Origin of the sequence: Pedobacter sp. D749, assembly GCF_019317285.1 — a bacterium.
Taxonomy (GTDB): domain Bacteria; phylum Bacteroidota; class Bacteroidia; order Sphingobacteriales; family Sphingobacteriaceae; genus Pedobacter.
The window spans coordinates 3849367-3865958 of the sequence record NZ_CP079218.1 but is presented as its reverse complement, the minus strand read 5'-3'; the positions used below and the strand labels follow the sequence as shown (position 1 = coordinate 3865958).

Sequence of the window (16592 nt, the reverse complement as noted above, 5' to 3'; positions counted from 1 at the left end):
AAAATGAAACATATCAAATATATTCTTCTATCCTTATTGATTTGCAGTACGTTTTCCTGCAAAAAGGAGTTTTTAACGCTTCAACCACAAGGCGAATTAACTGAAGATCAGTTGACTACGCAGGATGGTGTAGAAGGTTTGCTGGTAGGGGCCTATGGCTTACTCAATGGTAATGTAAACGGAACCTATGGCAATTATGGCGCAGCACCCAGCCAATGGTTATTTGGCGAGGTGGCTTCTGATAATGCACATAAAGGGAGTGAAATTGGCGATCAGCCACCAATGAATGCGATAGAACAGCATTCGCCAACCAGTACAAACGATAATTTATCGAATATCTGGGACAGGTGTTTTGAAGGGATTCAACGTTGTAACAGTACCCTTAAAATTCTGGCCAATCTCCAGGCCGGAAAAGGTACCGCAAAATTTAGCGATGCCCGTGCAAAAGAAATTCAGGGTGAAGCCAGGTTACTTCGGGCACACTATTATTTCTTTCTGGTCCGGATATTTAAAGTTGTACCATACCTTACAGAGGCTACAAGCGGTACTTTTGTTCCGAATGATAAAGATATTTACCCAAATATTGTAGATGATCTTCAGTTTGCTGTTGCCAATTTAAGCACAACCAAACCAAAAAATCAAAAAGGCAGGGTAGATAAATATGCGGCTCAGGCTTATCTTGGAAAGGTATTTTTGTATCAAAAAAAATATCCTGAAGCCTACGATTTGTTGAATGCTGTAATTTTGGCAAAACCATCTCTGATTGATATGCCGTATTCAGATAACTTTGACATTACCAAAGAAGATGGACCTGAAACCATTATGTCTGTTCAGCATTCCGTTGGAACAGATGGTACCGGAGGTGATAATGGCAATGTGGGCGATATACTAAACTTTCCGTATGGTAATGCACCGATTAACTGTTGTGGTTTCTTCCAGCCGACTATAGATTTGGCGAACTCATTTAAGGTGAGTGCTACAGGTTTACCGTTATTGGATGGCAGTTACCGTACTAATCCATATAAATCTGATTATGGATTAACGGGAACAGATAAAACCAATTATACTGTTGATAAAACCTTACCGTTAGACCCGAGAATTGAATCGACAATAGGAAGACGCGGTGTTCCATATCGCGATTGGGGTTTAATGCCGGGCGATACCTGGATTCGTGATGCCAGTAACGGTGGTCCTTTTTTAGCCGTTAAGAATACCATTGATGCGGCTCAGATCTCAAGCGGAACCGCTCCTGGCACTACCAATGTAACCGGACTAAATGTGAACCTCATCCGCTTAGGTGATGTTTATCTAATGGCAGCAGAATGCGCGGTAGAAAAAGGCGATTTAGCCAGGGCCTTAACTTTGGTTAATATTGTGAGGGCGCGAGCGGCAAAAATAACACCTCAATCTATAAATGGGGTGCCGGCTGCAGCCTACATGGTTAGTGAGTACGTATCGTTCCCAAATGATACTTATGCCAGAAATGCGGTACGTTTCGAACGCAGATTGGAATTGGCAATGGAAGGCCACCGGTTTTTCGATCTTGTGCGTTGGGGCATAGCCAAACAAACCCTCGAGAGTTATTTTGCTTTTGAAGGTGGGTACTTTAACTACTTAAAAGGCATTACCATTGAAGCCAGGGATGATTATTTTCCTTTACCTCAGGATCAGATTGATAGAAGTAAAGGCACATTAAAACAAAGCCCGGGATATTAGGATTTAGGTTATAAATGAGATACATTGGCGGAGCGATGAGCATCAACATTGCTCTGCTCATGTATTTTAGCTATGAACATACAAAGTTTGGATGTTTTTAGAGTTTCTCGTGTGGTCAAAAAACAACAAATCACTGCATTTCATTGCACTTTAGTTGGGATGACGGCACATTAAGTAATCTTCTTGTTTTTTGGAAAGCAATTGTAGCATATCGAGTTGATATGGATTTAGGCGGATGAAACTGCTACTATCAGTAGTAAAATAAACCCGACCGCCAGCGGTTATCCCGATTAAGAATGGTTTAATTTACACGTTTCTTTTTATCGGGATTAAGCAAAGGGCGGGGCTAAAGGAACCGAAGCACCACAGAAATTGCTTTCCATAAAAAAAAAACTGGAAATTAGAGCAACCATTTTTATTAAGAAACTTAAGTTATTATATGGTTCTGATTCCCACTCAAAACGCTCAATGCCAAATTATTTCTCCTCTTTAAACCTGCTAAAAAACAATAACGCAATTAAACAGAGTCCGAAACCTACAATTCCGTTCAATCGTAACCCGAAATCATTTCCCGGATCTTTGCCGTAAATGGTGAGCATGGCGAAAATGGCAATGCCTAAGGTTTGACCAAGTTTTACAAAAAGGTATTTCACTGCGAAGAACATGCCCTCATGGTTTTCTCCGGTTTCTAATGTATCTCTTTGGGCAATGTCGGCTAAGATGGCTGTCGGTAAAATGCCAAGTGCCGCTAATGGAAACGAAGCGGATAGTACCAGGATGTAAATCTGTGTATGTGGACCAAATGGTAATTTGCCTAAAAAGAAAATGGTGACAAAGATTAAGCACAACACGCCAAAGGCAAGCAATACAAAAGGTTTTTTGCCAATTTTAGCAGAACCAAAATTAACCAGCGGGTAAAATAGCAGAGAAGCCAAAACCATGGCACCCATAAATTTTCCACCTTCTGATTCTGGCAGGCCCAATAAAACGGTACAGAAAAATAATAAACCGCTAGAAATAATGCTCAATGCCGTATAAAAAGCGAAATCAGATATCAGGTAATATTTAAAATTGCTGTTTTTGAAGGTACTCTTAATGGCAGGCCATAAAGGCACATGGGTGGGTTTTGCAACCGTGAATTCTTTTTCGTTAATAAAAAAAATAGGCAATAACATTACCAGTCCAGATAAGATACACAGGCCCCAGATTGCAATCTGGATGGCTTCGCTGCGGTTGGCTACATGAAAATGAGCCTCAACCAGATCGGCAAAATTATTGGTGCAGGCCGATAAAATGATTCCGATTACAAAACCGACCTGCTGATAACTTGATAATTTAACTTTTTGTCTTGGCGTGTTGGTTACTTCAGCCAGTAGCGCGTTATAAGGGATTATATAAGTGGTAACCGATACAAAAAACAAACAAAGTGTGATGGTTAACCACCAGGCATTGTGCAGGCTTTCTGTTTTCTGGAGCGGGTAGAATACCAGGCCACAAAATATCATTGACGGAATAATTGCCCATTTCATAAAAGGCATCCTGCGACCGTTTTTATTTGTGCTGGCATCACTTTTTGAGGCAATAAATGGATCGTAAAGGGCATCGACCAATCTTCCTGAAGCAGCAATAATAGAAAGAATATTAAACGCGCCCAATAAAACCAGTTGTGGTACCAAAGGAGGTAAGCCAGCGTTGTTTGGGGGCAGATAGAAAAAGGGAAGCATTACGATGATAATATTTGTCATCGTGCTCCAACCAATCATACCGGCGGCGTAAGCAATTTCTTGTTTTAAGGAGAGTGTTTTGTTCATTAAAATTTTTATAATTAATTTTTATTTTTTGGAAGCAGGTTGCTGAGTTAATCGGTTAGATCAGTCTTGCTTTCCATTTTATCCCAATGAAAAATCGGGATGTTCATTCCAATCAGTTTATTGCTTTAGTTGGCCTCGTCAAACCTCGCAGGTTTCGAAAACCTGCGAGGTTTGAACTATGAAGAAACTATTTCTTGTTAAACCATCTGCTCACAAAATAAACTACCAGAAAGCCAACAAAAATATATAAACCATTAAGTGCTGCATTCGGATCGTCGGCATAAATGCTAAAGGCCACGAAAGTATAAGCCGCAATAAAAATAATAGGCAATATAGGATATAAAGGAACAGTATAGATGGTTTTTTTATCAAGATGTGCTGTTCTCTTTCGAAGGATGAAAATTGTGGCTGCCGAACTGGCCATACTGATGCATTCTAAGAAAATGGTATAGTTTAAAATCTTGTCGAAAGTTTTCGCAAAGAAAATAATCACTACGGCAATTAACGTAAAAACCGTTAAGCTAATGGTCATTACTTCTGTTTTTTTATTCATCCTGCTGAATATTTTTGGCAGGGCGCCTTCTTCGCCCATAGCAAACATTGCCCTTGGGTTACTCAACAGGTTTACATTTATATAACCCATTACAGAAAAAAAGATAATTACAGAAAGTGCGTTAAATCCTGCCGGACCAAAGATTTTTGAGGCCAATATCGCGGCTATACTTTCTGCTGATTTTAATTCTTCAAAACCAATCACCTTTACATACACATAGTTGATGGCCAGGTAAAGAATTACAATAATGCTTAAGCCAATAATGATAGCACGTGGAATCACTTTTTTGGCTTCTTTAATTTCGCCGCCAAAGTTGATGGTTTGTGCATAACCTGCATAAGAAAAAGAAACGGCAATTAAGCATAAGCCCAAAGCTTTTCCATAATCAGACCAGGTTGGTAAAGTGCCTGTTGCTGCTTTAAAAACAGGAGTTATCGTTTCGGTTTGTCCACCAAAAAATACCGCGCAAATCAGCGTTAAAATCATTCCGATTTTAATTACCGTTAATACATTTTGTGTTTTGGAACTTGCTTTTAAGCCTAAAAGGTTAATGAAATAGAATGTTAAAATAGTAAATATGGCTATGGCGACCCGATAGGTTTCGGTTTGTTTATCAAGAGGCAAAATAATTTTACTGAGATATTCTGCACCAATAATTGAAATCGCCGCTACAGATGCTGCGCTGGAAATAATCACAATACAATTAATTGCGAAAGCGATAGAGGGATGATAGGCTGCAGAAAATATTTTATAATATCCACCTGTTACAGGGAAACGGGAACCAATTTCGGCATAGGTTAATGCACCGCAAAAAGCCACGAAGCCACCAATAAACCAGGCCAGGTAAAATAATTCTGGAATTTGCGCTTTCGCCGCTACGTTTACAGGTGTACGGAATACGCCCATTCCAATAACCAAACTCACCACAATCATGGATAAGTCAAATAGCGAAAGCTGCTTCTTTTGTTGCATTAAATAGGATTTTGAATAATCGGATGAAGATAGGGAAATTATGTAAAGATGGAAGATGTAAGAGGTAGGATGAGTTTATGGCTTATGGTCTTTTGGTTCATGGTTGATAGCTTAAGGGGTTATCAACAATTGCCTATAAAAACCATGAACCATTAGCCGTTAGGCTATTGACCATGAGCCATGAACTATCAACGATCGCTCTGCTACCTAGCCATCGTCATCTTACCTAATACCTCTTCCATCTTTTTGTTGATATTTTCTTTTGCGAGCCTCACAGAATAAATCTATTATTGTATAATAATTCTGAAGAGCGTATTTAAAAATATTTTTATTTCAATCGTCAGGGTTATTTCTACAAATTCTTCATCGCTTTGCAGGCCAATAAATGCAAAGTTTTTCATTGAAGAACAGATAAACATAATATGGCAGAAGTAATTTATAACGACGACAGTATTCGTTCATTAGACTGGAAAGAGCACATCAGGCTTCGTCCGGGGATGTACATTGGTAAACTTGGCGATGGTTCTGCTCAAGATGACGGTATTTACGTTTTGCTTAAAGAAATTGTAGATAACTCTATCGATGAGTTTGTAATGGGCACCGGAAAAACCATCGAAATTACCCTTTCGGAGCAAAAGGTTAATGTGCGCGATTACGGCCGCGGTATTCCATTGGGTAAGGTAATCGATTGTGTAAGCAAAATTAATACCGGCGGTAAATACGATAGTAATGCCTTCCAAAAATCGGTAGGTTTAAATGGCGTAGGTACCAAGGCGGTTAATGCACTTTCTACCAGTTTTACCGTACAATCTTATCGTGATGGGAAAACGAAAAAGGTAGAATTTTCAAAAGGAGAAATTGTAACTGAACAACCTATTATTGATACTACTCAACGTAATGGTACGGCCATTACTTTTTATCCGGATGAAACGATTTTCAGGAACTACCATTACATTCCTGATTTTGTAGAGAGCATGGTTTGGAACTATGTTTTCTTGAACACTGGTTTAACTGTAAATTTTAACAACCAGAAATATTTTTCAGAAAGAGGTCTGTACGATTTGCTTTCTAAATTTAATAAGCCAGAAGAGATCCGCTACCCGATTATTCATATGATTGGACCAGATATCGAAATTGCCATGACCCACGGTCAGCAATATGGCGAAGATTACCACTCATTTGTAAACGGACAACACACTACGCAAGGTGGTACCCACCAGGCGGCATTTAGAGCTGCGGTGGTGAAAACTGTTCGGGAGTTTTTCAAAAAAGAGTTTGATGCGGCCGATGTGCGTTCTTCTATCATCGCGGCAATTTCTGTGCGTGTACAGGAGCCGGTTTTCGAATCGCAGACCAAAACAAAACTGGGTTCGCAGAACATGGGACCAGAAGGCCCATCAGTAGCTACTTTTATTAACGATTTTGTTAAAAAAGAGCTTGATGATTATTTGCACAAAAACCCCGACGTTGCCGATGCGTTACTGAAAAGAATTATGCAGTCGGAGCGCGAGCGTAAAGATATTGCCGGTATCAAGAAACTGGCAAACGACAGGGCAAAAAAAGCATCCTTACACAATAAAAAACTGCGTGATTGCAAGGTGCATTTTAATACTACGCATGAGAAACGGTATGAAACTACATTGTTTATTACTGAAGGAGATTCGGCATCGGGTTCAATTACAAAATCGCGCGATGTTGATTGCCAGGCCGTATTTAGCTTAAAGGGTAAGCCGCTTAACTGTTATGAGCTTACCAAAAAAGTAGTATATGAAAATGAAGAATTTAACCTGCTACAACATGCTTTAAATATCGAAGATGGTTTAGAAGGATTACATTATAACAATATTGTAATTGCGACTGATGCTGATGTAGATGGCATGCACATCCGTTTGTTGATGATGACTTTCTTCCTTCAGTTTTTCCCTGATCTGGTAAAAGCTGGTCATGTTTATATTCTACAAACGCCGCTTTTCAGGGTTCGGAATAAAAAGGAAACCATTTATTGTTATAGTGACGAAGAGCGTAGAAACGCCATCGAAAAACTAGGTAATAAACCAGAAATTACGCGATTTAAAGGTTTGGGAGAGATTTCACCAGATGAATTCGGTTTGTTTATCGGGAAAGATATCAGGTTAGATCCTGTTATTTTGAAAGATCAAACAATTAAAAGTTTGCTTGAATATTACATGGGTAAAAATACACCTGACAGGCAACAACACATTATCCGTAACCTAAGGGTAGAGAAGGACGAAGTAACCGAAGAACCTAAAGTGATTACGGAAGAGGTAGCTTAGCAATATCCGTGGTTCGTGTCTTCACGAACTACGTTTACATTATCTAAAAAGGAAGTCAAGCTTTTAAAGCTTGACTTCCTTGGTTATAACTGTTTTCTCGACTTAAATTTCCGCGTGCCCAGTATGACGACCACATTGGTAAGATCCTGAAACAAGTTCAGGATGACGGCTATGATCTAAAATGGTAATTATTCTTTAGGGGCATTCACCGTATCTTCCGGATGTTGCGGTGGCAATACATCTACCTTTTTCTCTACTATAGTGATTTTTGTAAATACCGCATATTTACTAGGGGAGATGCCGTTATCATATTTTTCGGCATAAGCCTGGGTAAATTCTGCTCCGAAATATAAAATGATAGAGGTGTAATAAATCCACAATAAAATAACAATGATGGAGCTCGCGGCTCCAAAAGCAGAACCTGGATTACCTTTTTCGATATAAATCCCGATCAGATATTTACCTAAACTGAAAAGTACAGCAGTAAATAATGCTCCAATTATTGCCGATTTCCAGCGGATGATCACATCAGGTAATACTTTAAAAATAACGGCAAATACAGCGGTAACTGCTGCCAGTGTGATTACGTTATTTAGAATATAAATAATCAGCGCCATGGTGTCATTAGCAACCGGAATGACTTCGTTTATATTGCTCCGCGAAAGCAGACTGGCCAATTTAGAACCCAAACCCACTACTACGCTATTTACCACGAGCGATACCAGCAATAAAAATCCCATCGAAACGATTAATGAAAATGATAATAATCTGTTGGTAAGCATTTTTATCCAACCCTTTTTGGGTACGGCCTTTACTTTCCAGATCATATTGATGCTATCCTGTATTTCGATAAAAATAGCCGTCGAACCAATAATCAGTACCACAATACCTACAATTAAACTAAAGGTTGATTGCCCGGTTTTATTGGCGTGTTCTACAAACCCCTGGATCTGGCCTGCCGCATCTTTCCCCACCAATTCGGTCACCTGTCCAAAGAATTTTCCCCGCGTTTCTTCATTTTTTTTATCGCCCAAAAATAAGGTGGCTGCAGAGAGGAGAATAATGATCAGCGGTGTAAGGGAAAAAATAGTGTAATAGGCAAGCGAAGCACTTAATTTAGTTACCCTATCTTCTACAAAGCCTTTTCCTGCCGCAATAAATAGATGGTAAAGCGCAATAAAGAAGTTTTTGATCTTGGTGATTACTTTCATCTAAAAATTAAAACGGATATCCTATCCCAATGTTATAAATTATATTCTGTCTGCGCCAATCTTTGTTTCCAAAGGCAATATCATCTAATACCCATCTTTGTCCTTCAGGTAAATACGGCTTACGAATTGGGAAGGCTACATCTAAGCGGATCACAAAAATGCTTACATCTACACGTAATCCTGCACCAGTACCCACGGCCAGCTCGTTAAAAGTATTTTTCAGCTTAAAGCCAGATCCAAGTCTTGCCGTTTCAGGTTTGCCAGGTTCTCCAAGATCTTCTTTCCTTAACCAGACATTTCCCGCATCTACAAACAAAGCGCCATAAAGTACACTCACTATTTTAAATCGCAGTTCTGAGTTAAGCATCAACTTAATATCACCACCCTGATCTGCAAAAATTGCATCATCTTTAACCTTAAAAGTTCCCGGGCCTAAAGTCCTGGCTGGAAAAGCCCTGATGTCATTACTGCCACCAGCAAAGAACTGCCTGACAAACGGCAATGAGGTAGAGTTCCCATAAGCATAACCATAACCTAAGTTTAACCGGTTTGCCCAGATTAAGTTTCTGGTAATTTTGTAATAATCTCTTAAATCGGCTTCTGCCCTGATAAACTGCGTTAACGGTTTGTTAAAGATAGATCGCTGGCCATTTTCATCCTTTGGAGTAAACAGGCCCCATACATTACCTCCGGTTTCTAAACCACCAAAGAAATAGGTATTATTTCTTCGGCTATCTTCCATCTGGTTGGTATAGGTGAAATTATAGTTACTTCCAATAATGAACTGACTTTCTAATGTGGTTCTTAAGAGTGGGTTTTGCTCATATATTCTTCTTTCTACACTATCAGAAGGGAAAGAAGTGGAAACATAACTGATTGATATCGGGTTGAAATTATGCTCTTTGTACAAGTTTTCTTTAAAGTTGTAACCATATTGCCCCTTAACTGCATGTAAAGTATATTCAGAACCACGGTTAAGCATCTGATAAGAAAGCGACGTAATCGTTTTCGGGATGAAAGCGTTGGTGCTATTCGGTTTGTAAAAGGGAACAATAAACCTGGGGAAGGTTAGTTTTCCTTCGGCAGTTAATGATAAGGAGTTTTTGCCTAAAGAAGTACCTTTGGTTTGGGTTTCAAAACCACCACTAACACTCACATCTAATTGTTCTGCATTTCTAAACAAGTTTCTGGTGGTTTGTGTTACTTTCACCTCCGAACCGACGAAATTGTTCGATTTACTGGTTCCTACAACCGAAAAGGTAAGTGAGTTTTTCTTTAAAGGGGTTAAATAGATATTCAAATCGAGCTGGTTGTTTTTGAAACTATCAACAGGTAAAAATTCGGCTCTTACATCCTGAAAAGCACCTACGTTTACCATTCGGTTTAATGATTGGTTATGGTCTTTACGGTTATAAAGCTCGTTTTTTTGAAAGAATACCAAACGGTCAAAAAGCCTGGGTTTAAAGGTGTTCCGGTCATCGTATATATTGAAATCGTTATACTGGAGCGGCTTCAGTTTTCTTAATGTACTATCTCTCCTTAACGAATAATTAGGGTAGATGTTAATGTTTTTTATAGTATAAGGTTTTAATCCTGCATCGGGAGCAATGTCTTTTACCTTAACCGAAACATTAACCAGGTTTTTACCTATAGTACTATCTACCTGCATAATTAAATAATCGGGGCTGAAATAGAAATAACCACTTTCCTTTAAGTCGTTATCAATCCTGATCCGTTCATTTTTGTAAGTATCGATATCGTAATAATCGCCAACTTTTAGCAAGGTTTTATCTTTGTTGGCGTTGATGATTTTTGTGAGTGCCCCGGTATCAGGAGGAAAATTAATCTTATTGATTTTATATCGTTGGCCGGTAACGGCAGTATAAATGGCCTTACCTTTTTTTCCTTTTACAACGGTATCGCCGGTAACGGTTGCCTGTAAATAGCCTTCACTAATAAGATAACTGGAGAGTACATCATTATTGTATTTCAGTTTTACCTCGTTTAATAGTACGGGCGCTTCCCCTTGTCTGCGCAGCCAGTTTCTAAAACCTTTTGGCTTTTTGGGCTCGCCGGCAAGATTGTAAATGCCCAGTTTAAATTTTATACCCAAAAACGACTTATTAGGACGTGGCCTTGTTTTGGCTTCCAGATCGGTTTTAACCTGTTTTTCATTGTCAATTTTCCCCGATGAGTCTGGATTAATTTTTACTTCAGCACCGGTATACAAAATCTGTCCTGGTTTTAACGATTTGGTACTGCTGCAAGCCGCCCAAACTAAACAGGCCAGTATAAATAAAAGCGGTCTAATTAGTTTTCTCATCTTGTGCTTTCTGTTCAATGTTTCTTATTCTTCTTATTCTTTTCTTTTGAAAAATCTCTCTAAACTTATTGTAATCTACAACCAGGGTAAAGCCCAGGCCTGTTTCAACAATCTGTCCCTGTACAATCATATCGTTCTGATTTCGGCGGTAAGCCCTTAAACGGTACCGTCCATCAGCAGAGAGTGCATATTCTACGTTTACGTTTCCGGCAATATTAGTCGATTTTTCTCCTGGTGCCTGAGGCCCTTCTAAAGCAAAAGAGCTTCCTACGCTAACGGTTAATCTATCGTTTAGCAGTTTTTTAGATAGGCCAACCTCCAGATCTGTTTTTTGCTGCATCGAACCGGTTGAATAATCTTCAGATGAATTTACGCCGAAGTTAAGATCAACACCCTGAATTAAATCGGAGGTTAAATTATTCAATTGCTCGGTTAATAGTTTGCTTACGCTCGAACGTGCAAGGGTAGAAACACCACCACCGCCGCCTGCCAGACTTTGAAAAGGATTATTCGCAATAAACCTGTTTAAGGCAAGTAAAGCAAGAACCTGTTTGTTCAATTCACTTTCATCACGGTTTACATTAATTAATTTGGTATAAACCTGGCCATTTAAAGCACCTCGCTCATTTTCTGGCAAGTCGAGTTTAAATGAAATAGTTGGCTTTAATAATTCGCCTTTTATCATCAAATAAACCTGGAAAGGTAATTTTGTTCTCGCCTCGTAAAGATCTGGCTGATTTAAGAGGTCGATAGGAGCAGCGTTAACTTCGTATAGTGCAGTAATGTTTGCAGTTGCAGAAGTAGGTTCGCCTGTCCAGACGATGCTGCTGCCTTTAACCAGTTTAAATTCTTTTTTTACAACGGCCAGTGTTAAGTTATACGAACCGTCAACAATGTCGTAGCGGCCAGTCATGCTTATTTTTCCGCTTGGATCCATCGTTACATTTAAGTCTGCGTCGCCCCTAACTTTTAAATTATCACCGGTAGATGCATCTACAACCACATTAAGTTCTGCTTCCGGATCTACTTTTACAGCTGCTACAAGGTTTAAACCTTTAATAGGAGATTTACTGATGCTATCAACCTTTAAAGCTTTTTGTCCGTTAAACGGCGGTGCATCGGCATCAATAAACTGTACTATACCCTCCTGGTCAATAATTGCCGGATCACTTGAAGGCAAAGCGAAAAAGAATTTTGTGCCCTTATTCACGTTGATATTCATGTTTACATCCGGCTGATTCAAGTCTCCGCGAACCTTGATATTGCTGGTTAAAAATACCGTTCCATAAATCATATCATTATCGGCGGCGGTAGAATTGATTGCCCTGAAATTGTTCATCCGGATATCTAAACCGAATCGATAATTTTTAAAATCGGTAGTATAAACTTTTCCGTTGATAGTTGCTTTTTGATTTAGAGAATCGATCAGTGTAAAATTGTTAAAACTGATGCCTTCATTGGTAAATGATATTTTTTCATTCGGCAAACGGAAATAAGAGTTTACATAAGCTACTCTGATCCCTGCATTATTGAAAGTTAAATCGCCTAATATTTTCGGTGCAGTTAAGGCTCCTTTAACAGTAAGGGCGCCGGTTAAGGTACCTGTACCATTTTTAAGCTGACCTGCAGATAAACTTTCAATATTTTTCATTTCAATCTTATCGATGTTGACGGTAAGATCTAAGGCGCTTTGAGGTGCAGTATAATAAAATCCATTTACCCTCAGTTCATGTATGCCAGTTAAGGCCATATTTACCTCGAAGGCATTTTTGGTATCGTTGTTTACCGCTAAACGTAAAGTACCCAACTGATCTTTCTGATAGCGCAACTGGTCGATGGTTAAATTCGCTTCAAATTTTGGTGTACCGGCCAAATCTTTAACATTTGCGGTTCCGTTTAAACGGCCACCAACCAAAGTGGTATCGGTTTCAGCAAACTTGGTTAAGGTTTCCAATTGGAAATCTTTAAATTCTACGGTTAGAGGTGCATTTGGTTGCGTAGGGCTGCTGTTAATGGAAAGCGACTGACCGCTGTTGCTGATCTGGAACTGGTTAACCAATATGCCTGATGCACCAAATTGAATGTAATTATCTTGCGAAACCACCCATTTTTGATAATCAAGCAATAACTTTTGAGGATCTAAAGCAAATTTAAAATCCTTATTAATCGATTGGAAAGTACCGCCGATTACATATTTGTCTTTAAGTTGCCTGTCGCGAAGGAAAATATTAACGCCTAAGTTATTATTTAAAGCCTCACCACTAACTTCTGTATTAAATAGTGCTACAGACGGGCTTTGAAGGCTTTTAACCGTTAAACTATAGGCCAGTTTATTATTCTCGTTATTGATGTTTAAAACCGTGGTATCTACTTTGAAATCTCCATAAACTACCTGTGGGAAATTACCTTTAATCTGTAGGCTGTCTTTTTGTGTGTCAATCAATCCGTAAAACTGCGATTGTTTAAAAGCCGTTAATTCAGGCACAAAACTCTTTAATAGTTTAGAATCATAAACCTGAACAAAAAAACGCAAACGCTGATCCGGAACCTTTGTAACGGTTCCAAAAGCATAATATTTATTGATTTCGTTAATGATTGCACTACCTACTTTGGTCAATTGGTATTTTCCGTCGATTTTTGCTGAGAGTATTTCAGATTTCAGTGTAAGTTCGTTTTCTGTTGCGGTAGATTTTGCACGGATCGAAATCGTATCCACATTAATTCTTTGTTTATCTTTCACCAGTTGTAAACCCGTAACATCAACAGATCCGTTCAAATAATCGGCGTCGGCAGTAGTCAGATTTACTTTAACCACTCCTGCGGCACTTAAAACCGTCGGACTAAAGTTTAGTGCCTGAAGGTTTACCTGCTTTAAATTTAAATCGGCTTTTACTGCTGGATATTTCCCCGCCATATTTACTTTAGCGGCTAAATTAAAGTTGGCATTGCTATCGGGCATGCTGCTTTTAATGCTGATGTTCTGGTTGCTATAATTGCCGGCAAGGGTTAAATTCCGGTAGGTATATTTATTATAATAAGCACTTAACACCTTGGCATTAAACTTTGCATTGATTTTTTTGGGATCTAGGCCGGTACCTGCTACATTGGCCTTAACCGAAACACGGCCAAGTTTTGGCTGCATTTTTAACAGCCTGCCTACGTTGAAGTTGTTTAAACTGATATCTGCCTTGTAACTTTCTTTGCCTTTAGGGCCATTCATGCCTGCAACTATCACTGCACCACCCATATCGGTGTTGATGTTCAGGTTGGTATTGAAATCAGTCATTGAGCCTTTAAAATTACCTTTTGCATCGATTACATTAGGCAGTTCAATTGAAGGAGGAATTGATTTTTTAGGTACAGCAACCAAAATATCACCTTTGGTAACATGAAGTTTTTTAATGTTTAAATCGAGAAAGGTTTTTTTAATATCGGGCAAGCCTTTGGCATTTCCGCTGATATCAACCTGGGTATTTTTTAAGCCGCTGATCTGCAGTTTTGGGATATTCAGGTTGTTTAAATAGCCGTTAACATCCGCATTGATTTTTATTTTTTCGTTTCTATAATTGGCTGGTATGGCAGTGCTGAAGTATCCGGCATCTTTTAAACCAATGGTGGTGTTTTTAAGGGCGATATTTAGTTTTACACGTTCAGGATGTTTGGTTAAATCCTCCATTGAGGTGAAATTTAACTCAGTTGCATTTTCAATAGAGGTATTTGGTGTTTTCAGGATGAAATTGCTCAGTTTAATCTGTTTGTCGTTATACACCGCGTCGCCACGTAATTCATCCAGAACAAAGCCGCTTTTTTCCTTTAGTGATCCGTTTTTAACATTTGCTTTTATACCTGCGGCGCTATAACTTACATTGCTGGCACCTAAGTTTAGCTGGTTAATTTTCAGGTGGTTAAAATCCATTCCTTTAGGAGCAGGTTTTGCACCCAGATTATCAAACTGTACATCGTTATCGGCTAAACTGATGTTTTTGATAATGAGGCCTAAAGCCGATTTTTGGGGCGCTACAGTATCTTTAACTTTCTTTAAATCGTTGCTCGGCGCTGGTTTAAATGCAAAAAGAATATTCGATTTGTTTAAATGTGCATCATCAACTGAATATTTACTATTAGTTAAATCTACTTTCAGGTTTGCCAGGCCAAGGTCGTTTACGGTAGCAATGGCTTTGGTGGTCGAGATCTGGTCGTCGTAGTTTACCTTTACATTGTTAAAAACGAAGTTCTGTACCTCGATTAATGGCAATTTACCTTGTTTTTTCTCTGCACTATCCACACTGTTGGTAATATGCTGAACCAATTTGACAAGAGGCTTTTGCTGTAAATAACGAAGCGAAGTATTCACCAGGCTTAACTCTTTAATTACATAATGCTGGTTGGCCAGATCGAAATCTTTGATTTTTGTTTTAAAGGCACCTAAATATAATTTCACATCATTACCTGCAACATCATCGCGGTAGTTGATGCCAATATCTTCAAAAGAAACTTTATCAACAGAGAATTTTAGGGTAGAAGTGGTATCTTTTTTTACTTTCTCTTCTGGCTTTTTCTGATCGCTTGCAAAAGCATCCACCAGGAAAGAAAAGTTAAAGGTGGTGTCGGGAGTGATGCGCTTTACATTGGCGCGTACATTTTTTAGTTCAATATTATTGATCTCGACTGTATTTTTTAATAGCTTAAATAAACTGATATCAACCGCTAGTTTTTCGGCATATAATAAAGTATCACCTTTACGGTCTTCGATGTAAAATTTGTTTAAAACTACATCTTTTGGCAATGCGATTTTAATGCTTTCTAAACTTACCTCTGTTTTAGTCTTGTTTTTCAGGTAATTTATGGCTTTGCCTTTAACAAAATTTTGGACAGCTGGAATATTTAAGGATAGCGCTACACCAACTACCAGAATGATGATGGAAGCAATTACCCACAATAGAATTTTTAGACTTTTGCGTACGTATTTATTCAATGCTAAGTGTGTTTGGTGTTTGATAAATGCTAAAAGCACGCCATTAAAATTAATTTTAAGGCCTGTTTTACTAAATAATACAAAAAATAACTTAAATTGTTCGCCCGCTATAAAAATTTAATATTGGCGGTTTACTAATTAGTTACAAATGAATTCATTAAATTTAAATATATCTTTTGAACAATACGAAAGTATTACAGAATTAACATTGGCAGATAGAACCCTTTGCGAACTTTCAGAAAAGGCTTTAAATACTTCTTATTCTCCCTATTCTAAATTTAGGGTGGGTACAGCAATCCGCCTGGCCTCAGGCGAAACCGTTCTAGGCAGCAACCAGGAAAATTTAGCTTATCCATCTGGGCTTTGTGCAGAACGTGTAGCTCTTTTTACCATTGGCGCCACCTACCCAAATGCAGTGATTGAAAGCATGGCTATTACTGCCCAGACTGATCATTTTGAGATTTTAAAACCTGTTACCTCTTGTGGAGGCTGTTTGCAGGTGATGGCAGAGTTTGAACGTAAGCAAAATGCACCAATCGAGGTGATTTTTTATTGCTTAAACGGAGAGGTTTTAAAAGTACCGAGTGTAAAGAGTTTACTGCCTTTTTCATTTGTAGAGGATCGGTTGGAGCGATAGGCGGGGAGGTATCTCTCGGCAGATCGTCATTGCGAGAAGGCTTTTTCAGCCGCCGAAGCAATCTTAATGCACTCGCTATAACCCATAGTTGTAAGATTGC

At 38.8% G+C, this 16592-nt stretch carries 8 protein-coding genes; 3 read left to right on the top strand and 5 right to left on the bottom strand.

Features of this window, described 5'->3' with window-relative positions; all coding sequences use genetic code 11:
* Positions 1-3 precede the first annotated feature (3 nt).
* The gene (locus KYH19_RS15520; protein WP_219075781.1) at positions 4-1716 is read left to right on the top strand and encodes a RagB/SusD family nutrient uptake outer membrane protein; all 1713 of its coding nucleotides are present in this window, start codon (positions 4-6) and stop codon (positions 1714-1716) included.
* 476 nt (positions 1717-2192) lie between these two features.
* Here the strand turns inward: KYH19_RS15520 and KYH19_RS15515 are convergent, their stop codons facing one another.
* Positions 2193-3527 carry an MFS transporter gene (locus KYH19_RS15515; protein WP_219075780.1) on the bottom strand — a complete coding sequence of 445 codons (1335 nt, stop codon included), beginning with the start codon at positions 3525-3527 and terminating at the stop codon, positions 2193-2195.
* A 187-nt stretch (positions 3528-3714) separates the two neighbouring features.
* A complete protein-coding gene (locus tag KYH19_RS15510; protein ID WP_219075779.1) occupies positions 3715-5052 on the bottom strand; it encodes an APC family permease in 1338 nt (445 codons plus the stop codon).
* A gap of 422 nt (positions 5053-5474) precedes the next feature.
* On the opposite strand from KYH19_RS15510, the gene KYH19_RS15505 reads away from it, so the two are divergent.
* Entirely contained in the window at positions 5475-7346 is a 1872-nt protein-coding gene (locus KYH19_RS15505) for a DNA topoisomerase IV subunit B (protein WP_121283744.1), read from the top strand.
* Between the two features lie 188 nt (positions 7347-7534).
* On the opposite strand, the gene KYH19_RS15500 is transcribed toward KYH19_RS15505, so the two are convergent.
* Genes KYH19_RS15500 through KYH19_RS15490 form a run of 3 tightly spaced genes read right to left on the bottom strand, consistent with a single transcriptional unit; the run spans position 7535 to position 15855 of the window.
* Positions 7535-8557 carry a YihY/virulence factor BrkB family protein gene (locus tag KYH19_RS15500; RefSeq protein ID WP_219075778.1) on the bottom strand — a complete coding sequence of 341 codons (1023 nt, stop codon included), beginning with the start codon at positions 8555-8557 and terminating at the stop codon, positions 7535-7537.
* A gap of 7 nt (positions 8558-8564) precedes the next feature.
* A complete protein-coding gene (locus tag KYH19_RS15495) occupies positions 8565-10880 on the bottom strand; it encodes a BamA/TamA family outer membrane protein (RefSeq protein WP_219075777.1) in 2316 nt (771 codons plus the stop codon).
* On the bottom strand, positions 10864-15855 hold the full coding sequence (locus KYH19_RS15490) for a translocation/assembly module TamB domain-containing protein (RefSeq protein WP_219075776.1): 4992 nt from the start codon (positions 15853-15855) through the stop codon (positions 10864-10866). Before KYH19_RS15490 ends, KYH19_RS15495 begins: the two co-directional genes overlap by 17 nt.
* A gap of 148 nt (positions 15856-16003) precedes the next feature.
* On the opposite strand from KYH19_RS15490, the gene KYH19_RS15485 reads away from it, so the two are divergent.
* The gene (locus KYH19_RS15485; protein ID WP_219075775.1) at positions 16004-16492 is read left to right on the top strand and encodes a cytidine deaminase; all 489 of its coding nucleotides are present in this window, start codon (positions 16004-16006) and stop codon (positions 16490-16492) included.
* Positions 16493-16592: the final 100 nt, after the last annotated feature.

Coding starts and splice junctions, on each gene's coding strand:
- KYH19_RS15520 (WP_219075781.1), top strand. CDS start 4: ATGAAACATATCAAATATATTCTTCTATCCTTATTGATTTGCAGTACG.
- KYH19_RS15515 (WP_219075780.1), bottom strand. CDS start 3,527: ATGAACAAAACACTCTCCTTAAAACAAGAAATTGCTTACGCCGCCGGT.
- KYH19_RS15510 (WP_219075779.1), bottom strand. CDS start 5,052: ATGCAACAAAAGAAGCAGCTTTCGCTATTTGACTTATCCATGATTGTG.
- KYH19_RS15505 (WP_121283744.1), top strand. CDS start 5,475: ATGGCAGAAGTAATTTATAACGACGACAGTATTCGTTCATTAGACTGG.
- KYH19_RS15500 (WP_219075778.1), bottom strand. CDS start 8,557: ATGAAAGTAATCACCAAGATCAAAAACTTCTTTATTGCGCTTTACCAT.
- KYH19_RS15495 (WP_219075777.1), bottom strand. CDS start 10,880: ATGAGAAAACTAATTAGACCGCTTTTATTTATACTGGCCTGTTTAGTT.
- KYH19_RS15485 (WP_219075775.1), top strand. CDS start 16,004: ATGAATTCATTAAATTTAAATATATCTTTTGAACAATACGAAAGTATT.